This is a genomic window from Spirosoma agri, assembly GCF_010747415.1.
GTDB classification, from domain to species: domain Bacteria; phylum Bacteroidota; class Bacteroidia; order Cytophagales; family Spirosomataceae; genus Spirosoma; species Spirosoma agri.
Genome location: NZ_JAAGNZ010000002.1, coordinates 517,841 through 541,612, shown reverse-complemented (window position 1 = coordinate 541,612; position 23,772 = coordinate 517,841). Strand labels below are relative to the sequence as shown.

Here is a 23,772-nt window from a genome sequence, read left to right as displayed (position 1 = left end):
CCAGTCAATGTTTCCCGGACGACTACTTTGCGGGTCTTTTCGTGTATTCCATAGCGCGTAGAACCTCTTCCCGTACGATGTCTAGTGAACTATTGAATTGATTCCGCAGCTTTACGACTTCGGAGGTTGCATCATCGATCACATTCAAACTGGTCACGTTCTGGAATGAAAGCATACTATAGCCTTTTTCACTCCCATTCGGGACGACCAATCCCGAAAGTCCTCCCCCGAGCAGTTCGTTGCGTTTCATTCCTTCGCGGTAGAATTGCATTAACGGTGGGAAGACCATCCATTTATTGGATGAATCACGTGGCTTCATAAAATCGACCAGCAGCAGAGGTGACTTTTCGGGAGCAAAACCGGAGCCAAAGGAAGCAATCATGGTTTTCCAGATTTCCATTTTCACGACCGGGGCCGTCGCGCGATCCCGGTTTTGCAGACTGGTCATGCGGGTCTGCACGCTATCGCCGTAGATCTTTTTCATAGCCTCTGGTGATGCCCCTTTCATGTTCATTTCCGGTGAAACGATCACAGTTATGTAATCGTACTCCGCGTTCGGATCCGAACTCATCTGCTTGACCATCATGTACCAGCCAATGAGTTTACCTTCGTCCACTGCCGCCTGATTGATGGCACGCCATTCGCGCTCAACGGGCAATGCATCCTGTATGGTCAACCCGGGTGATAACTTATGGTAGATCAGGTAGGTATACGTTTGCTCGGGTAAGGCCGTCTGAGCCAGCGACGGAATCACCGGTATGCTAAATAGGCAAAGCAGGGCTATACGATATACTAAAACTAGTTGCTTCATACGATAATGTCTGAGTAGTACGGGGTATTACTAATTCGCATCAATGGCATTAATCCACTCATTTGCAACTGCTTTTGGTACGACTTCGCTGCTTTCGGCAATACGGCCTACTTGTTAATAGATGGACTTCTATCGAGTTACGCTTCTTCGATGACAGGTTCCCCTAAAAGCCAATCGAGTTGCCACCATCTACCGGCAACGACACGCCTGTGATGTACTTGGCAGCCTCCGAGGCCAGAAAAACGGCGGCCCACCCAATGTCGTCAGGCTTGCCAAAATAACCCATCGGGGTTCGGCGCATGGCACGGGCAAACCGGTCCGGATCGCCCCCCATCGCCGTTTTGCTCATCGCCGTTTCAATGAAGCCCGGCGCAATCGAATTGACACGCACCCCATTGCCCGAAAATTCCGACGCCAGTACCTTGACCATGCCTTCTACCGCCGATTTAGAAGCCGCATACGCCACCACCCGGTCGATCCCGTAATAGGCCGCCATCGACGAAATCATGATGATCGAGCCACGTTTGCGAGCCATCATCCGCTGAGCGCAGGCACGGGTCAAGCTGAAAACGGAGTTTAGATTCGTGTGAACGATCCGGTCGAAATCTTCGTCAGTAACCTCCAAAGCCGGCTTTTTCATATTGACACCCGCATTGTTGACCAGAATATCGATGGGTCCATGCGTCGTTTCAATTTCTTCGACCAGACCGTCCAGCGACTCGCGGGCTGTCACGTCATTGACAACGTAATGCGCGTTTTCGCCCAGCGTTGCCACAGCGTCCTGCAACGGCTGTTCCCGACGGCCCGTGATCACCACCCGACCACCGGCCTCGACCATGCAGCGGGCAATATCGAAGCCAATGCCGCTACCGCCACCGGTAATGAGGGCCAGTTTTCCGTCGAGCGAGAAAACGGTCTGATAGGTAGTTCGTTGTTCCATTCTATTCGTTAATAATGGCTTAGCACCGATGTAAGTTACTTGTAATGATATGGTTGCTATACAACCGTGTTCTAATACCGAATCGGTGTATCCCTCGAATCGGCATAGGCTCTGCTGAAATCGACTTTTTTCACCTGACTGGCCACGAAGCGCAATCCCTGAAAAATGTGTTGGGTAAACGTGGGGTCTTCGTAATCTTTTTTGTCGTGACCGAGGGCCGTACACCACGTATGTCCTCCATCGAAATGATAGAACCAGGCCGCTGGGTATACCTCGGTGTATGAGCCACCGAACGTTTTTATCTTCTCTTTTTCGGTCTGATCCAGTGCGGTCAGGTCGTACACCATCACAACTGTCGGGCCGGGCGACATGTCCTTCGCAAAGTAGCACTCGTCTTCCTTTTCCCACGTTTTAGGTAGTCCCTGCATGGATGGATGTTTTGTGTCGATAACGGTCAACCGGAGTTTCTGAAAACGGGGATGCCAGGCAAACGTGCCACCGAGCATCCGCTTAAACCAAGTCCAGTTTCGCTCCGTTCCCATCACGGAATGGATGCCGACAAAGCCACCACCCGCTTCGATGTAGCGTCGGAAAGCCAGCCGCTGCGCGTCGGTATCGAACACATCGTTGTTGGTACTCGGAAAGATCAGCGCGGTGTATTGTGCCAGATTATTTTCGGTAAAAACGCCCGGCTGATCCGACACATCGACCGTGAAGCCATGCTGCTGTCCGAGTTTCTGAATGCACAAAACCGCATTCGGAATATTGTCGTGGACGTAGCCTTTCCCATTTTTCATATAGACCAGCACCCTGACTTTTTTCCAGTTCACCTTGTCGTCCATCGCCCAGCTGGCACGTACGCTGATCAGGATAAAAAATAGAAGTAGGCTATAGCGATTCATGGCTGTTTCGAACGGGCTTCGGTGTAGGATGATTTAACGTTTACTCGTTAAATGAATCATCTGAGCCTGTTTCTGGGCTTTGAGTGCCAGCTCGGTAGCCAGAAAACAATGCTCCTGGGTCATAGCGGTTTCCGTACGATTCAGAATATCGTCGACCAGCTGTTCGCCGTAGGGCAGCGCTTCTTTGCTGCAATCGAAGTAGCGCGTTTCTTTTTTGTCGGTCAGGAACAGGTGATTACCCCCATCACGCCCGCCGGGGTCGATGTTCTTCCGGATTTCGATAAACCCGTCGGTTCCCAATATGGTCAGGCGGCCATCACCCCACGATTTCAGGCCGTCGGGCGAGAACCAGTCAACGCGGATGTAGCCCACGCCCCCATCACCCCGTAGCATGACATCACCAAAATCTTCGAAGTTCGGATACTGCGGGTGGTTCGTGTTCCCGATCTGCGAAGCGACGATATCCGCTTTCGTCGAACCCGTGAAGTACAGAAATTGATCGAACTGGTGCGAACCAATATCGCAGATGATCCCGCCAAACCGTTTGCGATCAAAGAACCATTCCGGACGAGATTGGGGTGTCATGCGGTGCGGTCCCAGCCCAATGGTCTGAATCACCTTCCCGATAGCCCCCGCCTTAACCAGATCACCCGCCTTGACCGTCGCTCTGTTCTCGAACCGTTCGCTGTACATGATCGAATAAATGCGCTTCGTCGCTTTCTGCACACGACGCACTTCGGCCAGTTGGTCAAGGGTGGTGATGCCGGGTTTGTCGGACATGTAATCTTTCCCGGCCTTCATAACCCGAACGCCCAATGGTGCCCGTTCGTCGGGAATGATCGAACTCAATACCAGTTGAATGGCTTTATCATCCAGAATCTCCTGTTCACTTTTGGCCTGCTTTGCCTGTGGGTAACGCTTGGCAAAGGCAGCCGCCAGATCGGGCTCTTTCGAGTAAAACGAAACCAGTTCACCACCGCCCCGAACGGTCGCTTCTACCTGGCTGTAAATGTGGCCGTGGTTCATGCCAATGACCGCGAACTTGATGCGGGACGCTTTGGGCGCAGCCGAATCAGCCGGTTCGTTTTCGGTGATCAGCCGATTGGGCATGGTGAACGTTTCGCCGGGTAGCATGACCAGCCCAGCCGCCGTAGCGACTGAATCCCGAAGAAACTTGCGCCGATTATCCTGTGGATTGTGCATAAGAGTTGTAGGTGTAGTTTGGACAGCCACGTCCGGTTCGTGTCAATGCGTTATTGTACCCAGACGTGGCCGCCCAGCTCACGTTCTTCATTTTGATTTCTTCGCCAGGTCGAGCGCCTGCGTCGTTGTGTAGTATTTGGCAATCATGTTCGGCACTTCCCAGCCTGGCATTTTACCTTCTTTCAGGTATTGCAGGTATTTTTGCGTTACCCGGCCAAAGTGCGCTTCGTGACCTTCTTTGTATTTTTCAGGAATAATCACTTCCCACCCTTTTGCTATCTTCTTGATCTCCACACCCGGAAATTCGTTTTGAATGGCGGGCAAGGCCGTTTTTAGCGAGGATTCCAGTGTTTTATTGCCCGCTACGGCTTCAATGTATAAGGTCGGTTTATACATCTGTTCAGCCCCTTGGCGAATAATCAGATTAGCTTTTGTACCGCGCATGATCGAATAATGCGTATCACCCGCGCCTTCCGGTGCCTTATAAGCCCACGTAACCGACACCTTAGCGTGTACTCCCCGCAGTTGGTAATTGATTTCGCCATTGCTGTACACGCGCAGGATGCTGTCCTTCACCACGTCTTTTTTGAGGTAATCCGGAAATGCGTTCTGCTTCGTAATGGCCTTGAACTGACTCAGGCTCATGTCGGTTGTCCACCGCCGGGCGGATGTCAACTGAATGTCTTTCTGATAATCGATCGTTTGCTCCGGAAAGCATTCCCACTGCACCAGATCGACCAAATGGGTCGTAACATCCACGATGCCTTCGCCCTGCTGGGCCACATCCATAAACCACGACGGCCGCGTCAATATGCTGCCCGACACGTTTTTGTAGAAGTGGTGAACGCTCTCTTTGGTAACGGCGGGCTTGGTCGGCGTTCCTTTTTCCAGCGTACCGAACACGTCGGCCTGTCTCGAAAACGCGCGCTGGAGCATGGTCGAAATTTCGTACCGCTCGGTCATGATATCGTAGAGCAGCACGTTGTTCTTCTCCGCCGTTTTGAACGCGTCCTGCAATTGCCCGAAATTCGCCGAGCTGATCACCATCGGCTTATCAGCCAGCACGTTGAATCCGGCCCCGATGGTTTTCTGAATATAGTCCGTTTTCAGGCGATTGTTCCCGGCCATGACCACAACATTTCCCGCTTTATCGGTCAGCATCTTATCCAGAAAATCCGCGCCTTTGTACACCGCTTCCTTCCAGTGGGTTGGGTCATCAGGCCGCGTATTATAGCCCTGAATTTTGTCCAGATGTAATTGTAAATCAGGTCCGTCTGGTGCGTATACGTGCACGACCGAATCGACACCATCGTACATCGTTTTCTGCACCAGAGCCGCGTGAAAATGGCCGGGGTCTAAGGTGATCAGGCGAATCATACTGTCTGCCGAATCCTGTCCGGCTTTTTTTTCCGACGATTGACAGGCGGCTAACAAGGCAGCCAGAAACAGACTCCCAACGGTGGGTAATAGCTTCATTCTTCAATAGGTAGGTTAATGGTCTCCGGAGCACGTATGAATAAGCTCCTTTAAAACGGTTGCGCTTTGCGGACGCTGATCGTCAACAGTTTTTATCGCCCCTTTATGGATGCTACGGTTTTGATGGCATAGGCTGACCGTTGCGGACGGGAGAGCAGTTTGTTGGCTTCCGGGTCGTTTTTGAACTGTTCTTTCTTCGGGTCCCAATAGAGTTTACGGTCCAGTTTCATGGCTGCATGATGAAGCAGACAAGCCGAACAGGACCGATGCCCAACCTCAGCGGGCGCGATAGGCTGCTTGCGACTGACGACACTTTCGAGCCAGTTGCCATGGTGTTCTTTACTGACCGTCAGATGAACTTCATTCGGCCCGATGACGGAGGTAAGCAGTTTAGGATCACTGGCGTCGAGTTTTTTAGCGGCATTCTGCTTGGCAACGGGATCGCTGGCCGTTACGGCTGCATCGCCACGCGACACGAAAATCCAGCCCTCCGTTCCTTCGAACCGAATACCATTCGGAATCTCGTTACTAACAATCATGTGTACGCCGTTTTCGTAGCGAGCTTCCGTCCGGAAGATGCCATGTACATCCCACAGCCCTTTTTTCGGAAAATCGGCATGTCCCCAGATTTCGATTGGGCCCGTATGCTCGGTGTTCATGGCCCAGTGCGAGCAGTCGATGTGGTGCGAACCCCAGCCGGTGATCATGCCCGCGCCAAACTGTTCGCAACGCAGCCAGCCGGGTCGGTCGTAGCCACTCTGTGGATGTACCCGCTTTTCGGTGTAGTACACGTCGGGCGTTGTGCCCAGCCACATGTCGTAGTTCAGGTTTTTCGGGATAGGCATCTGCGGTTCTTCATCCCCTGCCGGATCGCCGGGAAGACCCACGTACACCGTTTTCAACTGCCCGATACGCCCATTCCGGACCAGTTCGGCAGCATACCGAAACTGCTCTGATGATCGCTGCTGACTGCCCACCTGTACAATCTGCTTCGACTGATTAACGGCGTCGGCCATCATGCGCCCTTCGGCAATGGTCAGCGAAGCCGGTTTCTGCATGTACACGTCCTTTTTGGCCCGGACGGCGTCGACCACAATGGGTGCGTGCCAGTGATCGGGCGTACTGACGATGACCGCGTCAATGTCTTTGTTATTCAGCAGTTCACGGTAGTCGGTATAGACCCGAACACCATCGTAGTCTTTGCCGTTTTTCTTGGTGTAGTACTCATTAACCAGCTTTTTCGCATCCTCGGCCCGATTGCTATCCAGATCGCAGACGGCCATGATCAGGGCGTTATCGTACTGCCAAACGCCGGGCATATCGTGTCCGCGCGAGATCCGGCCCGTACCAATGGCGGCAACATTGATTCGGTTACTGGGAGCATTTTTCCCGAACACCGACGCAGGTACAATTGTCGGGAAACCGCCCATGACCGTTGTAGCGAACGCTCCTTTGGCGGTTGTCTTTAGAAAACTGCGTCTTGACGCATCCACTACTTCGTCGTTTTTCATAGTCTTAAGGGGTTAGGACTTAAAAGCTATTTCTGCATTACATCTATCTGTTTTCCTGCGTAGTGCGGGTAGAAAACCCATGATTTTTGATGCACTGGTGCAGATTCCCACCCGCGTTACAAGCGTCACCGAAGCAAGTAAATATCGACAAGAGCTTTGACTTCGTCGAGTGTACGATCCGGCTTTTTATACGGTGCGGGTATCGGCTGGCGGGCAAACTCCTGAAGGTATAAAACCCAGGCGTCGCGCCACCAGATGGCTTCCTTGTGCTGCGTTTCCAGACGGGCGGCTACATCGGCATACGTACCGGGGTCGACATTATTCTTCACCAGCGCCCATTGCTGCTGCATCCAGCGAACAGAATTGGCACCCGTGTAGAAACGGGTACAAAGTTCATCCCACAACGTTCGGCCCGTCGACAGCTTTTTCGTCCAGGGCACATGGTGGAACCAGAGCAGATAAGGCAATGGGCAGGTTTCGGGGTTGTTCCAGCGCTGCTGCACCTCGGGGTTGTACTGCGCCAGGGCATTGCTACCCGTCGATGTTCGATCGTAACCCAGTCCCAGCGAATCGGCCCGGTGGTAGTAAATAGCGGTCCAGTCGGGCCGGGAGCTTTTGTTCTGCCAGGGTTCGGGTGCGAAGTGAACACCCGTCCACGGACGGGAAAGCCCTAACGGCGTATTGTAATTGACGTAAATTTCCCGCGACTTCAGCATCAAATCGGCAATGCGTTTAACGGCCTGGGGTTCGTTGGTGAGTGTCATGTTGATCCACTCATTCGCGATTGCTTCGGATGATAGCGTATGATCCCACGCCAGCCGCCCAAACGCGTACCAGTTGGCCTGCGCCATCGGGTGACCCGTCCAGTTGCGGTCGGACCCGGTGTTGGCAACGCCCGCCATAGCGGTTAGGGCATATCCGTGCAAGCTTCCATCCACGACGTTAGCAACGGTAGTTCCACTCGCTGACTTTGCGCCCGATGATGCCCCTTTAGCATAGGTATCCGTGTCCAGACATTCTTTAAAAATCGGGGCTTCATAGACCAGGTGCGTGGCGAAACCCAGGTATTCCTGCGTAAGCTGAAACTCGATCGATAACGGCGTTTTCGGCATTTTGCCAAACAGGGGCGAAAACGGTTCGCGGGGCTGAAAATCGATCGGCCCGTTCTTGACCTGCACAATTACTTTCTTATCGAATTTGCCGTCCAGATCGCCAAACTCCTCATAAGCGGCTGTGAATCGGTCGGCTTTAGGACGGTCCGGCGTGCCAGCGGCTTTGTACACGAAGGCACGCCACATCACCACGCCATCGTACGGAGCGAGTGCTGCCGCCAGCATATTGGCACCATCGGCATGCGTTCGGCCATAATCCTGCGGACCAGGTTCGCCTTCTGAATTGGCTTTCACCAGAAATCCGCCAAAATCGGGAATGAGCCCGTATATTTCTTTCGCTTTATTGGCCCACCAGCTACGCACTTCCGGATCAAGCGGATCAGCCGTTTTGAGACCACCGATCACTTTCGGAGCGGGAAAGTAAACCGACAGATACACCTTAACGCCGTAGGGCCGGAATGCGGTTGCCAGCGCGGCTACTTTTGCTAAATATTCACCCGTCAGAAACCGGGCACTGGCATTGACGTTATTGACAACGGTTCCGTTGATTCCCAGCGACGCATTGGCACGGGCGTAGTCGCGGTAGCGTGGGTCGATACGCTCGGGAAGTTCATACCATTTCCAGAGCGTTTCGCCCGCGTAGCCCCGTTCGATGGTACCGTTCGGATTGTCCCAGTGGTTGAGCATCCGATAGCGTACTTTGGGATTGCTGGTCAACGACAGTGCCGTGACGGGCTGTAATGTCTGAAACTGACGAAGCAGGGCAAACGCGCCATAAAGCACCCCGGCATCGGTTTTACCTTTGATGATAATGTTATCGGATCGGTTCGTGATCTGATACCCCTCCGCGTTTAGAGCCTGCTGCTCGACGGTTGGCCCATTCCCTGCGGTCAGGATAATCCCGCCTTTTCGCGCACCCGCACTGGCAATGATCGGAATTGATTTACCCAATAATCCCTGTAGTCCGGTTTGCAACTCGTCAGCCGCCGATTTCAGCATCTGACTCGTCCCGTTGACCGCAATGAACTGCACCGAACGGGCATAAGTCTCCCGCTTGCTAACATCCTTGATCAGATCGTATTTCAACCAAAGGCGATAGCCATCGTCGGGCGGGCCGGCATAACTACCGGTTGTCACCAGGAGCAACAGGATAAAAAAGCTATTGAGTTTTTTATAAATCATGTAGTATGTATTGGTAGTGTTGGACTGCTCGAATTCCCCTCACCGATCTTCCAGTGATCGGCTGATGCCAAGCTCAAGCCCCCGCAGTTCAGCCAGCCCGCGCAGACGGCCAATGGCCGAATAACCCGGATAGGTTCGCTTGGTCAAATCGTCGAGCATTTGGTGGCCGTGATCGGGGCGCATCGGTATCGACGGTTCGCCAATACCCTGCTGAGTGCGTCGATTCTGTTCCTGTACAATGGCCTTCACAACCGCATACATATCGACGTCACCGGCCAGATGGTCAGCTTCATAAAAATTACTGGGGTTATCGGTTTCCCGTTTTGTCGTTCGGAGATGGATGAAATGAATCCGATTCCCGAACAGACGAATCATTCCCGGCAAGTCATTATCGGGCCGGATACCGAGCGAGCCGGTACAGAACGTAATCCCATTGGCAACCAGATCGGAAGCCGCCATAAGCTGGGCCAAATCAGCCTCCGTGCTGACAACGCGGGGTAAACCCAATAGTGGATACGGCGGATCGTCGGGATGGATGCACAGATTGATACCCACCTCGTCGGCGACGGGGGCCACCTCCCGGATAAAGTAATACAGATGCTCCCGTAACCGCTGCTCATCGATTTCGGCGTATTCGTTCAGCAACCCCTGAAAGGTATCGAGCGTGAAGGCTTCTTCCGAACCGGGCAAGCCAAGCAAGACAGTGTTTGTCAGCTGGGCTACCTCATCGGCCGTCATGCGCGCAAATTTCTGCCGGGCAGCGTCTGCCACGTCAGGCTCGTAATCCGATTCGGCTCCCGGACGTTTCAGAATGCACAGATCGAACAGCGCGAAATCTGCCCACACGAACCGCAACGCCAGCGAGCCGTCCGGCATCTCGTAGGTGAGGTTAGTGCGTGACCAGTCGAGCACGGGCATAAAGTTGTAACAGACCGTTCGAATGCCACAGGCGGCCAGATTGCGCAACGACTGCTTATAATTTTCGATACACGCCGTTCGACCCTCACGACCTTTTTTGATGTCTTCGTGGACGGGTAAGCTCTCCACTACGGCCCAATGCAGGGGCGAATACCGGTCATTGGCCGCTTCAACAAGGCTGATCCGTTCATTGATTGCGTCGACGGACCACACCTCCCCCACCGGAATCTGGTGCAGTGCCGTAACGACGCCCGTACAACCTGCCTGCCGAATAGCCATCAATGAAACCGGATCGTTCGGCCCGAACCAGCGCATAGTTTGTAACATTCCCATGTAAGCTCTACTGTCTTTTTTTGCCGGCGACAATCAGCCTCCCGACTGGTTATTTTGTCGTTTAATTGTCGTGTTTTGTGTATTGGTCGATTGGCCTTACGCTATGTAAAGTGATAACGAAAGGCCAATCGGGGGCATATAATCAAACGAAGAAAGGCACGTCTTTCGGTGCGTATTTTTTCATACCCTCTTCGTTGATTTCGACACCGATACCCGGCTTTTCCGACAGCGGAATAAATCCTTTCTCGATCATCGGTCCATCGAAGGTGACGATATCCTTGAACATTGGCTCTTCATGGAAATAGATCTGCCATTCCAGAATCAAGAAGTTTGGCACCGATGCACAGACGTGGCTCGACGCCATGGCTCCCAGATAAGAGGCTACCATGTGCGGGGCAAAGGGCACGTAATACAGGTTAGCCAGATTGGCAATGCGCTGACCTTCACCCAATCCACCAGCTTTCTGCAAATCAGGCATGATGATGTCAACAGCCCCAATTTCGAGTAACTTTCGGAAACCATGCGCCAGGTAATGATTCTCGCCGGCGCAGATCGGTGTATTGGATGCCTCACGAATTTGCTTGTAGGCTTCGGGGTTTTCTGCCGGAATCGGCTCTTCGAGAAACAGCAGATTCAGCGGTTCCATCAGTTTTGCGACCCGTCGGCCCGTGGTTACGTCATACCGCCCGTGCATGTCTACGCATATGTCAATTTTGGGTCCGACGGCTTTCCGGACACCCGCAATCTGGTTGTACATCCGTTCGAGTTCACCCTGGCTGGCTGTCCAGTTATACGCGTCGAATTTGTTCGGGTCGTTGCGCTCATCGATATCGTATTTGACGGCGGTAAACCCCATATCTACCGCTTTTTTGGCGCTCTTGCCAAAGGCTTCGGCACTAGTGTCGGTTTCCCGGTAAGCGCCGGTATCGCAGTAGACCCGGACTTTGTCCCGGAACTTGCCGCCGAGCAATTGGTAAACGGGCATCCCCAGCGCCTTACCGACCAGATCCCACAAGGCCGTTTCGATGGCCGACAGCACGGAGATGTACATACCGGCCTGTGCGCCCTCAAAAAAGCCGGATTTGCGAACGTCTTCGAAGAGCCGATTCACGTTGAGCGGACTTTTACCTTTGATCCGTTCGCCGATCAGCTTCACCAGATGGTAGGTCCCTACGGATGCATCAACCGCTTCGCCACAGCCCCAGATTCCCTGATTGGTATGCACTTTTACGAACAGGCTGTGACCGCCCCGCGTGTAGCCACATTTAATGTCGGTGACTTTCAGTTGCGAGGGGGCCGACGAAAGCGGAGCGCGGTCGACAGCCGTTTCGAGCCCTTCGCCAAAGCCAGCGAAGGAAGTCGTGCTGAAGACACCGGCTAGTGCGCTTTTCGTCAAAAAAGAACGTCGGGATGTAGTCGTTTTCATAAATAAAAGAGGCTTAGGTCGGTTTACCAGGTTCGGGTTTTGAGGTAGTCCTGTATTTGCTCTTTCGGAACGGGTAGTTCGTTCACGTGCGCGTTGAGCCATTGCGAAAAGTCTTTTTCGATGTCGTCGGACCAGCGGGAGTCGATCTGGCCGGGTGTGTATTTCTGCTCGCGCAGACGCAGGTGCCCGAACATGTCACGTAGGCGGATAATTTCCGAGGTTTTCACGACTTTCTCAGCCAGGTGGGGCGGAATGAAGCAGACACCCCCATCGCGTCCCAGCACGATATCACCCGGCATGACCATGACCCTACCGATGCGCGTTGGCCGATTGATCCCGACCAGCGTGGTGTTCAGATCGCCCTCCGGATTGTGGTGCGAAGGGTGGTAACTCCGAAAATAGGACGTAAAACCGCCAATCTCTTTCAGTCCGGCAACATCCCGAACGGCCCCTTCGTAGACAATGCCATTACCGGTTTTAGCGTAGATCGAGTTGCCCAGATTATCGCCGATGGTCGGTCCATCCTCGTGCATCCCAAACTGATCCACAACATAGACATCCCCCTTAACGAGCATATCGATCGGCCAGGCATTCTGCGATTTAACGCGCCCATCTTTCGTGTGCCCCTTATCGTCCGTAACGCGGTGAACATCGGGCCGACCCGGCATAAACGTTGCCGTAAGCGCGCGCCCAACGAGTACGCTATCCGGATTGATGGTCTGCCAGTCACCGGCAAACTGGTATCGATACTTTTCACCTTTGAGTACCGCCCAGGCTTCTTCCTGCGTAACGCGTTTCATGCGTTTCAGAATAGCATCCGGCACCTTCGGACGACCGTCGGGGAATCGTTCTCCTTTCCAGTCGGGGGTCAGAAAAATGAGTTCTTCCCGGGAAATCTGCTGGCCCAGTGACCTCGTTACCACGCCGGTCAGCGAAAGCACAGCCGCGACAAAGACGACCAATTTCATAGCGAAAAAATAGAGATGTAAGGATTCAGGATTTGTCCGGAATAAGACCATCGCCCTACGCTTCTACCTATGCAATCGATTGAATTACTTTTTTTATTGCCTATTTTTATTTTGCTGTCATGCTATGGCAAGCCAGCGAATAAACAAACTTTGGTCATGTAAAATATAAAAGTATTACAATAATGCTGTTCTCCAACCTTCTGCTTTACTTCGCACTCAGTTCAGCGAAACTGATCAATAGAAAGCAAGATCAACAAAATAATCAGCTACTAGTCAGTGCGTTATATTAAACTGTCACTAACTAATTAGTAATAATTGACTAGCCCACCAACCTGCAATGGATTGCATTAAAACTGATGCTCCTGCTATGTGCTTCACCTTAAAGGCTATTTGTAGAGTTTGTTTTAATTTATGGAGAAAGAAACAACCATATACGATATTGCGAAGCTGCTGAATCTTTCACCAGCCACCGTTAGCCGAGCCCTGAATGACCATCCAGCGATTAATAGCAACACCAAACGCATCATTACCGCTACAGCTACGGAGATGGGCTATCGCTCAAACACGTTTGCCAGTAACTTAAGACGCCAGCGAACGAACACAATCGGCGTTATTGTGCCCCGACTGAACAGCAACTTTATGTCGACCGTATTGGCGGGTATGGAAAAGGTCGCGAATAAATCTTCGTACAACCTGATCATCAGCCAATCACTGGAATCGGTCAAGAAAGAAGTGGCTAATGCAAAGACAATGTTCAACAGCCGCGTCGATGGCCTGCTGGTGTCCGTTGCCTACGACACGGAGAAGACGGACCATTTCGACGCGTTTACCAAAAAAGGCGTTCCGTTGCTGTTCTTTGACCGGGTACTTGATCACAAACAGGGCACCAGCATTGTGATCGACAACGTTAAAGCGGGCTACGAAGCAACCGCGCATCTGATCGGGCAGGGTTGTCGGCGGATAATGCACGTAACGGGTAGTCTGAAGCGGAACGTGTACATCGATCGCCTGGAAGGCTACCGGCTGGCCCTGCTGGAAGCGGGCTTACCCTACGAAGAAGAACTGATCAGGATGACAGACCTGAGTGAGGAAGCGGGCATTGAAGCGGCCAGCCATATTCAGTCGATGGCAGGGCGTCCCGACGGACTTTTTATTGCCAACGATTTTTGTGCGGTAAGCTGCATGAGTGCACTCAAACGGGCTGGCCTGTCGATCCCTTCCGATATTGCCGTGGTAGGATTCAACAATGATCCGGTATCGACCGTTATCGAGCCTAACCTGACTACCATCGATTACCCCGGCGAAAAGATGGGCGAAGTGGCGGCTCAAAGTCTGATCAATCATTTGAACGGCACTATGAACATTCAGACGACAAACCGAATTGTTCTGCACTCGGAATTGATCGTCCGGGAGTCTTCGCTTAAATCCGCTATCTTTTGAGTTGATCGCTTCAACAAGACTGATCGATATGTTTGTGCATCGCCAGACGGGCGCAGACAGCGGAAAACCGTGGCTATTGTTAACAGATTCAATACCCTAGTGTAACGCTACGGATTTGTCGGTTCGTTTTACAACGAATAGTAACACGTAAATAAACTCAGCCAAAGATTTCTTCTCCGGCCAACACTTCGGTTGGGTTTCTTATTTCTGTTCGTATATTTGAAACCTGTAGCCATACCGGAACGAGCCTAACTTGCTCGTATTCAGTTGCTCCTTTGTCATTATCCAACGGATTAGTAAGTAGCCTGTTACCTCACTTTTCTAGCTGATTATCCGTAGTTAAGCTGTTCATTCTGTTGTTGCTGTACCATGAAAGTTTCGCCGTCCGAACCCTTCCAGATTGTTTACTCGCTTTTGGCGCACGAGTTCCTGGGCTATCTCATTGAAGCCTTTGTCGTACAGCTAAATGGTCGGGGCGAACTAACCTTGTTGAATCAAACACTTTCTACGCAAAATGTTAGCGAATTTTCGCAGGAACTGGACGAACGCGATTTTGAACTCGTTCGGCTTATCGAAAGCATTCAGCAGGACACCATCGTTAAGAAGTTCAACACACGAAAATTACCCGCCGTCGATTTCTTCCTGAAGATATACGATCCGCACAAGGGCGATAAACTCGTTCAGGAAGCCATCTGTGGCTATCTGGACACCATTAAAGCGCAGATTATGGCTCTCCTTGCCGGAAAGCCATTTTATGTCATGGGTAACGATGGCAACCCGGCCTGGCTATCGATCGAGTGGAAACCGGAACCGGCCAAGGTTCATTTCCACTTTATCCGCAACGCCGACTCAACCCATTATTTTCCCATTATCCGCTACCCGACCGGCACGCCCGGCGAGACCGAACGGGTCGAATTCCAGTTTAAGGGGGCCCTGATGATCTGTGACGAACCGGCCTATATGCTGGTGTCGAACCAGGTTTATCATTTCAGTAAAAATGTAGATGGTAAAAAACTGCGGCCTTTCTTCACGAAGAACCACATTGTAATACCCAAAAATATTGAGCAGCAGTATTACGAACGTTTCGTAACCCAGCTCATAGCCGCTTACGACGTATATGCTAAAGGGTTCGAAATACGGTCTGAGGTTATTGAACCCGTAGCGGTGCTGACGGTGTCAGAAATGGTTACGTCGAGCCGAACCGTATCGGCAGGCGTACTTGCTGACGGGGCTGATTATGAGGATGAAGCAGGGCAGCGGATTGCGTTTGACCTGTCCTTTCAATACGGCGAGTTCATGTTCCGGTTCGATAGTTTCGGCCCATCGGCCAACGTCAGCCTGGAGAAGAAGGGTGAAGACTATGTGTTCCATAAAATTCGTCGCGACCAGCGGTTGGAACGGCAGAAGCTGGGCTTTTTGCGCGATACGGGACTCGATCTACGGCACGGGCGATTGGCGATTTCCAAGTCAGAAGCGTTTACGTGGCTGTCGACCAACAACGTAGCCCTGAATGACGCTGGCTTTCTGCTCCGGCAGAACGTGCAGGATTCGAAACGATATTTTCTGGGTTATTCGAGCATCAGCGTGTCCATTGAAGAAGGGCGCGACTGGTTCGATATTTACGCCAACGTGCGGTTTGGCGACTTTGAGATCCCGTTTCTTAAACTGCGGACGCTCATCCTGAACAAAAAACACGAGTTCACCCTACCGAATGGCGAAGTAGCAGTCATTCCGGAGGTGTGGTTTACCAAATATTCCGAGTTGTTTGGTTTTATCGAGCAACCCGATAGCGTCGATCCGCGCGACATTGACCGACTTGTGCTGCAAAAGCACCACCTCGCGCTGGTTCAGGAACTGGAACGCGATAATCTGGCTACGACGGTTATGAGCCGCAAGCTCGAACGGCTGCGCGACTTCGAGGAGATCGAGTCGTTTGCGCTGCCTGACGGTTTCCACGGTACGCTACGCCCCTATCAGCAGGCGGGTTACGACTGGATGAATTTCCTGCGGCAGTATCATTTTGGCGGCTGCCTTGCCGACGACATGGGCCTGGGAAAAACCGTTATGACGCTGGCCATGCTTCAGGGACAGAAAGAAGCGGGAGCCACGCATCCGACCCTGTTGGTGATGCCGACCTCGCTCCTGTACAACTGGGAGTTGGAAGCCCGAAAATTCACGCCCGATTTACGCCTGATGGTCTATACGGGCACCTACCGGGAGAAAAATACAGCTCAGTTCGACGGCTACGATGTGATTCTTACCTCATACGGCATCGTTCGGATTGACATTGATCTACTGAGCGATTACCGGTTCAATTACGTAATTCTGGATGAATCGCAGGCCATCAAGAACCCATCGTCGCATATCACCAAAGCGGTGATGCAACTCAATACGGCCAATCGGCTGATTCTGACCGGTACGCCCCTCGAAAACAGTACGATGGATATCTGGACCCAGATGTCTTTCATCAATCCGGGGTTGCTGGGCAGTCAGTCGTTCTTCCGCAACGAGTTTCAGATACCCATCGAGAAGCGTCACGACGAAGCCAAAACCGGGCGACTGTATAGCCTGATCAAACCGTTTATGCTCCGGCGCAACAAGTCGCAGGTAGCCACGGACCTGCCCGAAAAAGTAGAGAGTGTCCTCTATTCGGAGATGACCCCCGATCAGGAAAAACAGTACGAAGAGGCCAAATCCTACTATCGAAACCTGATTCTGGAGCGTATTGAAGAAGAGGGTATGGCTAAATCGCAAATGGTCGTCTTACAGGGTCTGACCAAGCTTCGGCAGATTGCGAACCACCCCCGTATGGTCGATGATGAGTACGAGGGCGATTCGGGCAAGCTATCGGATGTGTTGATGCGGCTGGAAAGTGCCATGATCGAGCACCACAAAGTACTGGTTTTCAGTCAGTTCATTAAGCACCTAAACGTTGTCCGGCAATATCTGAAAGAGAAAAATATCAAGTACGCTTACCTGGATGGCTCTACGCAGGACCGACAGAGTCAGGTACAACTGTTTCAGACCGACGAATCCGTCAAATTATTCCTGATTTCGCTCAAGGCGGGTGGTCTGGGTCATAACCTGACCGCTGCCGATTACGTGTTTATCCTGGATCCCTGGTGGAATCCGGCCATTGAGGCTCAGGCGGTTGACCGGGCTCACCGGATCGGACAGCAAAAGACGGTGTTCACCTACAAGTTTATCGCTAAGAACACCGTCGAAGAAAAAATTCTGTCGTTGCAACGGGCTAAACAGCAACTGGCTGGTAGTCTGATTTCGACCGAAGAGAACTTTATGAAATCGCTGACCAAGGAAGATATTATGGTCTTGCTGGAATAAGCGAGGCTGCTACGTTAGACCACGCCATTTCAGGCAAACCAGCGCACTCGAGTCGAGTGCGTTTTTTTGTGCTAGAAGATGAACTACCAGGTTTCCCGTTCATACCCTCTTTCCGGCATTTCGTACAACTTTCTCTTGTAACTCGTTGATCAGCACCGCTATATTGAGCGATAACTCCTTACCCTCCTGTTATGAATTCTACAATCGATCTCACCCGTACCGCACGTGCAACCGAAGCGGAACCGGGCGTCCGTATTCAGGTTGTCGATGCGTTGCGCGGTTTTGCCCTGTTTGGCATCTTACTCGTCCACAGTGCGCAGTGGTTTGCCGCTGGTGCCTTGCCGGGGGACGTCTATCAACTTCATGCCAGCGGACCGGCCAATGGTGTTGCTCAAACAATCGTTGGCTTATTTTTCGACGGCAAATTTTACACCTTTTTCTCCTTTTTGTTCGGGCTGAGTTTTGCGCTCATGCTGACCCGATCGCAGGATTCGCCAACGGTATTTTACCTGCGCTTTGCGTGGCGGCTAGTCATTCTGGGAGCCATCGGTTTTCTGCACCATTTGCAATGGCGGGGCGACATTCTATCCATCTACGCCCTGTTGGGTTTTCTGATGCTTCCTTTCGGTAAAGCCGCTAACAAGTTTATTCTGACCATGGCCCTACTGCTAGTCATGAACATTCCCACCCGCCTGGGAAGCGTCTACACCGAATTGATCAATCCACCAGATAAAGCGCAGCCACAGGCGGATCAGAAAACGGTCGAGAATGACCCAAAAACGTATTACAATATCCTGAAAAACGGTAGTTACGGCGACCTGGTCAATTTCAACCTGAATGCGTTCGACGATAAAATGCGCTTTCAAGTCGAGAGTGGACGGCTTTACATCACACTCGGTTTCTTTTTGTTGGGATTGTATGCCGGTCGGAAACGGCTCTTTCAGCAATTGGCCGATAACCGTTCTTTTTTCCGCAAACTCACGCGATACAGTGGCTTCACGGTGCTAGGCATTACAGCCATCGGTGCCGGGCTTATGGTTTTATATGGCAATGCTCAGCAGCCGCCAAAAGCCATCGAACTCCTGTTTATGACGTTGTTCGATAGCCACAGCGCCCTGATGACCGTGTTTTACATCAGTGGGTTGACGCTCCTTTTTCAGAGACAATCGTGGAACGGGGTAGTATCGTCGCTAGCATTAGTCGGTAAAATGGCACTCACCAGTTATGTCCTCCAGACGCTGATCGGTACGTTCCTGTTTTTCAGTTACGGCTTTCATCTGCTGGCCGAGATCGATCTGTGGGTAGCGGCTCTGCTCACGATTCCGATTTTCATCGTGCAGGTACTGTTCAGCCAATGGTGGCTTTCCCGGTTTCGATATGGGCCGCTGGAATGGCTCTGGCGATCGCTCACGTACGGAAAAGCGCAGTCCATGCTGCGTCGATCCTAAGCACATCATAGATATTCAGCGAGTTTTCGGGAAGAAATTGGTCCGCGTTAGTTAGTATAGCAAATCACTATCATTCACCCCTGAAAAGTCAACGCATGAACGTTAAAAGCATTTTCGGTATTATTCTGACGCTGGTTGGCCTGATCGGTCTGGTATACGGCGGCATAGACTTCACCAAAGGCGGAGTTTCTCAGTCTTCCTTCGTCTACGTTATTCTGGGCGGCATTTTCTTCTTTACGGGCGTCAGTCTGATTCGCGGCACAAGAGCCTAAAAACCAGGTGTCAGTTTGATAGAAACGGTGTTCTGTCACACTGACACCTGTGCTTATATGCCTATAAACTAGCGCAAATAGACACCCATATCACTCGAATTACTGAGCACAACATCGACGTGTTCGGTTAAGGTTGTGCTTAATTCGTAGCCTTTGTAATCGGCGGCAACCGGATAGCGTGGGTAATTGCGGTCGATAAGCACAGCTACCTGCAACTTGCGCACCGGAACGCTCAGAAACGGCTGTAGGCTGAACGCCAGCGTCCGGCCCGTGTACAGGACATCGTCGATTACGATGACAACCTTATCCGTAAACGCACTCGTCGGACGGTCCGTTTGAACTACCGGCTGCGACAGTTGCGTTTTGTCGAGGTCGATCTGGATCAACTCCACGGAAAAAGGCGCAATGAGTTTCAACGCCTGCGCCAACGCCTGCGCCAGCATATACCCTTCACCAGCGACCCCGGCCAGAAACAGGTCGGTTTCCTCAAAATTGTTTTCATAAATCTGAAAAGCAATCCGTCGAATTTTCTGGCGGATTTGTTCAGCATTCAGAATAAGCGTCGGTTGAGCGGTTTTCATAAAGACGGCAAATGCAATTGACGGCGCAAAGATGAGAAAATAGCCTGAATCAACGCTCGACCCATCAGGAAAGAATGATTTGTGATGGATGTTAGTTAACGGATACTGTATTGGCGTGATTCCTGGACCATATAGCCGAAATCATATATCATACATTTCCAAATCACTGTATCTTTGTGTTTCATTTTGACGCCTGGACGTTGCCAGTACTATGATTGTTAAGACCAAAAAATACGCGTTAGACCAGAAAACGTACATTAATCTCGCCTTGCGGCAGTGGGTAAAAGATAACTGGAAATGGGGTTTTGTACCGTTGGGGCTTATTTTATTGAACGTTGTGCTAAGTCTGACAGGCGTTTACCCGAATTACTGGATTTATATCGTAATTGTGCTGCTCACCATTCTATATGTGCTCTTCTGGGCAGTTCAGATCACGGGTATCGCTCAGATGGAGCAAAGCAAGGCCCTTTTTCAGAAATACATCTACGAAATTGATAGCCGTCAGATTCTGATGCGCATCAATGTCAAGGAAGGAGGTATTCTGAAATGGGATCAGATCAGCAATGTAGTGAAGGACAAGGACGCCTATATCCTGTTTCTTGACAACGGTGAAGCGCTCAAGAACGTAAAGGCCAACTGGTTTGCCAAGACCGTAACGAAAGGGCTGTCTAAAGCCCAGTTCATCTATCTGCCCTACAGCATTTTCAACAGCGATCACGACCTGAAATTCACCGATGCCGTCATGCGTCGGAAAGGTCTGCTGCCCGAAACCGCCGTAGCGGAGCCTGTCAAGTAATTTTAGTCTATAAGCCTGTCGAAACGAAGGCACGAAGCACACAAAGAAATCCGGATAACGGGCAACTCGGTGTGCTTCGTGCCTTCGTTTGTGCTCAATTCTCTTTTTCATGACTCTCACCCGCTCTTTACGTCGGCTATTCCTGCTTCTCCTTTCTATTCCGGCCCTAAGCCAGTCAAAAAAACCAGTTACGCTCGATGACATCTGGGGGAGCAATGCCGGAACGTTCAGTCAGCGAACGGTTGAGGGTGTTAACTGGATGAAGACCGGAGGTTTTTACACAACCCTGGATGGTGGCCGGATTGTGAAGTTCAACATCGTTACCGGCGCACCGGTTGACACGTTGTTCGACGAGCAGCAGGCAACCGTTTCCGGTACGGGGAAGCCGATTAGCATCGATGGGTATCAGCTTTCAACCGATGAGCGAAAACTACTGATCACAACGCAGGAAGAAGCCATTTATCGCCGGTCAAGCAAAGCGACCTTTTACGTATACGACCTAAAGACGAAGCGGTTAACATTACTCAGCAAGGGAGGAAAACAACAATTCGCCACGTTCTCGCCCGACGGAAAGCGGGCTGCGTTCGTTCGGGACAACAACCTGTTCACGGTTGATATAGCAACGGGTAATGAAATAAAACTGACCACCGACGGAAAACGAAACGCCATCATCAACGGTGCCGCCGACTGGGTTTACGAAGAAGAATTCAGTATGGCCCGCGCCTTCGAATGGTCGCCCGACAGTCGTCGTCTGGCCTGGATTCGGTTTGATGAACGTCGCGTTCCAGAATATGATATGCAGCTATGGGGCGGCTTATATCCAGTAGAATACAGATTCAAATACCCAAAAGCGGGTGAAGCGAATTCAGTCGTAACCGTCTGGATCGCCGACGTTGTCAGTGGCAACAAAGTAAAAGCCCAAACGGGTACAGATGCGGACCAGTATCTACCCCGGATTCAATGGACGATGCATGCAAATCTGCTCTCCGTCCGTCGGATGAATCGGCTGCAGAATAAGCTCGATCTGCTCCACATCAACGCAGCCACGGGTCAGGCAACGACTGTGCTGACGGAAACGCCCGGAACGACTGTGGCTACCGGACCTACCTACGTAGACCTGGAATTTACGGATGATCTGACCTATCTGAAGGACGGACAATCATTTATCTGGAGCAGCGAGCGTAATGGGTATAAGCACCTGTATCTGTACGCCATGAGCGGCAAACTGATCCGGCCAATTACCAGCGGTTCGTTTGAGGTAGCAACTGTGTTAGGCGTTGACGAGACGAACGGCACTCTTTTTTATACCTCCACCGAAGCTATTCCCAGACGGGCCTACGGATCGGCCAGTTCCCCGCTGGAACGTCATCTGTACCGAATCGGTATCGACGGTCAGCGTAAACAGCGGCTCACCACGGCAGCGGGCACTTACACCGCCAATTTCAGCCCCGACTTCGCCTATTACCTGCTTTATCATTCGTCGGCGTCAGCCCCATTAACGGTTAGCCTTCGTGATACCAGAACCAGCGGTGACCTGCGCATTCTGGAGTCGAACGAAGCGCTGAAAACACGACTGGCTACCTATTCCACTTCACCGAAGCAATTTTTCCAGACGAAAGCCGCCGATGGCACCCCACTGAACGGCTGGATGATTCGGCCCACAGCGTTCGACAGCACGGGCGCAACGAAGAAATACCCGGTCCTGCTATTTGTCTATGGCGGACCCGGATCGCAGACGGTTAAGAACGACTGGGATGCCCGTGATTTCTTCTGGTATCAGACGCTGGCGCAGAAGGGCTACATTATTGTGTCGGTAGACGGACGCGGCACGGGCGGACAGGGAACCGCCTTCCGGACAGTCACGTACGGGCAGCTTGGCAAACTTGAAACCGACGATCAGATTGCAACCGCCCGATACCTGAAAACGCTATCTTTCGTTGACCCGAATCGTGTTGGTATCTGGGGGTGGAGCTATGGCGGCTACATGACCGCACTCTGCATGACGCTCGGGGCTGACGTGTTCAAGATGGGAATTTCGGTGGCTCCCGTCACCAACTGGCGTTTCTACGATACCATTTATACGGAACGCTACCTCAAACGGCCACAGGACAACGCAGCGGGTTACGACGACAATTCACCCGTGACGCACGCGGCCAAATTACGTGGCCCTTTTCTGCTCATTCACGGTACGGGCGACGACAATGTCCATTTCCAGAACTCAGTCGAACTGGAAGATGCGTTGATTGCTGCGGGCAAGCAGTTTCAATCGTTCTACTACCCAAACCGTAACCACGGCATCTACGGAGGTAACACCCGACTGCATCTGTACACGATGATGACCGAGTTTCTGGAAAAGAATTTGTAGCAGAGGAGCATGAAGGAGTTTCTACATTCCTTTCTCTACTACCCTTTTTCCTCCATTTTCATTATAGTTGATAAGAAGCCTTACGTATGTATATGCAGGCCATCACGCTAACCATACCGCCGAATTTAAACGTCTTTTCGGACGACGAACTGTACGCGTTCTGTTTGGCTAATCCCGAACTGCGTATAGAACGCGATGAAACAGGTCACATTATCATTACCCTGACTGTTCAGGACGTTCTAACGTATTGAAGAAGTCTCAAAGCGAAGCATCCCGAAAGGTCAGGTATTGTGCCCAACCTTTCGGGATGCTTTGGTAAAGATGGTATTTGTTATTTGGCCTGATCGGTAAAATCAACGACCGTAACGTCAGCCAGCCATGGGCCAACGATGGTTCCGAACTTTTTGTGGGCCGGATGGGGCAGGTAAGTATCCCGGTCTTTTTCGTTATCGAACGTCAGGATGAAGGCATGCGTCAACCCTTTGTCCAGTTTTTCGGGACTGTTGTTCGTCCCCCATTTGAACCCTTTGATTTCTTTGATCTGCGATGGTAGCGCTTCAAACGCAGCTACGATCTCGTTTACTTTTTCCGGTGTGGCGTCGGGCTTGAACTTAAAGAGCACAATGTGCTGAACAGAACTCGTCTTCATGGGCTTTGTGGGCGGATCGCCGGTAAGTGTGTGAGCGTAAGTCGTGATCGACAGGAGAGCCAGCGCCACGATAGCGAAAATATGTTTCATAAAGCAA

General features: G+C 51.7%; 19 protein-coding genes. 7 read left to right on the top strand and 12 right to left on the bottom strand.

What is annotated here, in order from left to right; translation table 11 throughout:
• Nucleotides 1–22 precede the first annotated feature (22 nt).
• From GK091_RS18990 to GK091_RS18945, 10 genes are all read right to left on the bottom strand, one after another.
• Nucleotides 23–811, bottom strand: coding sequence for a hypothetical protein (locus GK091_RS18990; RefSeq protein WP_164041470.1), 789 nt, complete (start codon nucleotides 809–811; stop codon nucleotides 23–25).
• 163 nt (nucleotides 812–974) lie between these two features.
• The gene (locus GK091_RS18985; RefSeq protein WP_164041469.1) at nucleotides 975–1,751 is read right to left on the bottom strand and encodes an SDR family NAD(P)-dependent oxidoreductase; all 777 of its coding nucleotides are present in this window, start codon (nucleotides 1,749–1,751) and stop codon (nucleotides 975–977) included.
• Nucleotides 1,752–1,822: 71 nt separating this feature from the next.
• Entirely contained in the window at nucleotides 1,823–2,653 is an 831-nt protein-coding gene (locus tag GK091_RS18980; protein ID WP_164041468.1) for a ThuA domain-containing protein, read from the bottom strand.
• A gap of 33 nt (nucleotides 2,654–2,686) precedes the next feature.
• On the bottom strand, nucleotides 2,687–3,856 hold the full coding sequence (locus GK091_RS18975) for a Gfo/Idh/MocA family protein (protein WP_164041467.1): 1,170 nt from the start codon (nucleotides 3,854–3,856) through the stop codon (nucleotides 2,687–2,689).
• 87 nt (nucleotides 3,857–3,943) lie between these two features.
• Nucleotides 3,944–5,332, bottom strand: a complete 1,389-nt coding sequence (locus tag GK091_RS18970) for a putative oxidoreductase C-terminal domain-containing protein (RefSeq protein ID WP_164041466.1) — start codon at nucleotides 5,330–5,332, stop codon at nucleotides 3,944–3,946.
• A 92-nt stretch (nucleotides 5,333–5,424) separates the two neighbouring features.
• Complete coding sequence (locus tag GK091_RS18965) at nucleotides 5,425–6,843, bottom strand: Gfo/Idh/MocA family protein (RefSeq protein ID WP_164041465.1); 1,419 nt, start codon at nucleotides 6,841–6,843, stop codon at nucleotides 5,425–5,427.
• A gap of 125 nt (nucleotides 6,844–6,968) precedes the next feature.
• Nucleotides 6,969–9,137, bottom strand: coding sequence for an alpha-glucuronidase family glycosyl hydrolase (locus GK091_RS18960; protein ID WP_164041464.1), 2,169 nt, complete (start codon nucleotides 9,135–9,137; stop codon nucleotides 6,969–6,971).
• A gap of 39 nt (nucleotides 9,138–9,176) precedes the next feature.
• Entirely contained in the window at nucleotides 9,177–10,388 is a 1,212-nt protein-coding gene (uxuA, locus tag GK091_RS18955; protein ID WP_164041463.1) for a mannonate dehydratase, read from the bottom strand.
• A gap of 142 nt (nucleotides 10,389–10,530) precedes the next feature.
• Nucleotides 10,531–11,814 (bottom strand): mandelate racemase/muconate lactonizing enzyme family protein, encoded by a 1,284-nt coding sequence (locus GK091_RS18950; RefSeq protein WP_164041462.1) that lies wholly within the window; start codon nucleotides 11,812–11,814, stop codon nucleotides 10,531–10,533.
• Nucleotides 11,815–11,837: 23 nt separating this feature from the next.
• On the bottom strand, nucleotides 11,838–12,782 hold the full coding sequence (locus tag GK091_RS18945) for an RraA family protein (protein ID WP_164041461.1): 945 nt from the start codon (nucleotides 12,780–12,782) through the stop codon (nucleotides 11,838–11,840).
• Nucleotides 12,783–13,193: 411 nt separating this feature from the next.
• Between GK091_RS18945 and GK091_RS18940 the strand changes: the two genes are divergently transcribed.
• The 4 genes from GK091_RS18940 to GK091_RS29390 all read left to right on the top strand — a co-directional run bounded on the left by GK091_RS18940 (nucleotide 13,194) and on the right by GK091_RS29390 (nucleotide 19,284).
• On the top strand, nucleotides 13,194–14,222 hold the full coding sequence (locus GK091_RS18940) for a LacI family DNA-binding transcriptional regulator (RefSeq protein ID WP_164041460.1): 1,029 nt from the start codon (nucleotides 13,194–13,196) through the stop codon (nucleotides 14,220–14,222).
• Between the two features lie 369 nt (nucleotides 14,223–14,591).
• Nucleotides 14,592–17,564, top strand: a complete 2,973-nt coding sequence (locus GK091_RS18935) for a DEAD/DEAH box helicase (RefSeq protein ID WP_164041459.1) — start codon at nucleotides 14,592–14,594, stop codon at nucleotides 17,562–17,564.
• A 191-nt stretch (nucleotides 17,565–17,755) separates the two neighbouring features.
• Complete coding sequence (locus GK091_RS18930; RefSeq protein WP_164041458.1) at nucleotides 17,756–19,012, top strand: DUF418 domain-containing protein; 1,257 nt, start codon at nucleotides 17,756–17,758, stop codon at nucleotides 19,010–19,012.
• Nucleotides 19,013–19,107: 95 nt separating this feature from the next.
• A complete protein-coding gene (locus tag GK091_RS29390; protein ID WP_170312755.1) occupies nucleotides 19,108–19,284 on the top strand; it encodes a hypothetical protein in 177 nt (58 codons plus the stop codon).
• Nucleotides 19,285–19,352: 68 nt separating this feature from the next.
• Here the strand turns inward: GK091_RS29390 and GK091_RS18925 are convergent, their stop codons facing one another.
• Nucleotides 19,353–19,865, bottom strand: coding sequence for a phosphoribosyltransferase family protein (locus tag GK091_RS18925; RefSeq protein ID WP_164041457.1), 513 nt, complete (start codon nucleotides 19,863–19,865; stop codon nucleotides 19,353–19,355).
• Nucleotides 19,866–20,076: 211 nt separating this feature from the next.
• On the opposite strand from GK091_RS18925, the gene GK091_RS18920 reads away from it, so the two are divergent.
• The 3 genes from GK091_RS18920 (at nucleotide 20,077) to GK091_RS18910 (ending at nucleotide 23,277) form a co-directional block, all read left to right on the top strand.
• Nucleotides 20,077–20,661 carry a YcxB family protein gene (locus GK091_RS18920; protein WP_164041456.1) on the top strand — a complete coding sequence of 195 codons (585 nt, stop codon included), beginning with the start codon at nucleotides 20,077–20,079 and terminating at the stop codon, nucleotides 20,659–20,661.
• Nucleotides 20,662–20,770: 109 nt separating this feature from the next.
• A complete protein-coding gene (locus GK091_RS18915; protein ID WP_164041455.1) occupies nucleotides 20,771–23,026 on the top strand; it encodes a S9 family peptidase in 2,256 nt (751 codons plus the stop codon).
• An 86-nt stretch (nucleotides 23,027–23,112) separates the two neighbouring features.
• Nucleotides 23,113–23,277, top strand: a complete 165-nt coding sequence (locus GK091_RS18910) for a hypothetical protein (RefSeq protein WP_246202320.1) — start codon at nucleotides 23,113–23,115, stop codon at nucleotides 23,275–23,277.
• Nucleotides 23,278–23,357: 80 nt separating this feature from the next.
• Here the strand turns inward: GK091_RS18910 and GK091_RS18905 are convergent, their stop codons facing one another.
• A complete protein-coding gene (locus tag GK091_RS18905) occupies nucleotides 23,358–23,765 on the bottom strand; it encodes a Dabb family protein (protein WP_164041454.1) in 408 nt (135 codons plus the stop codon).
• Nucleotides 23,766–23,772: the final 7 nt, after the last annotated feature.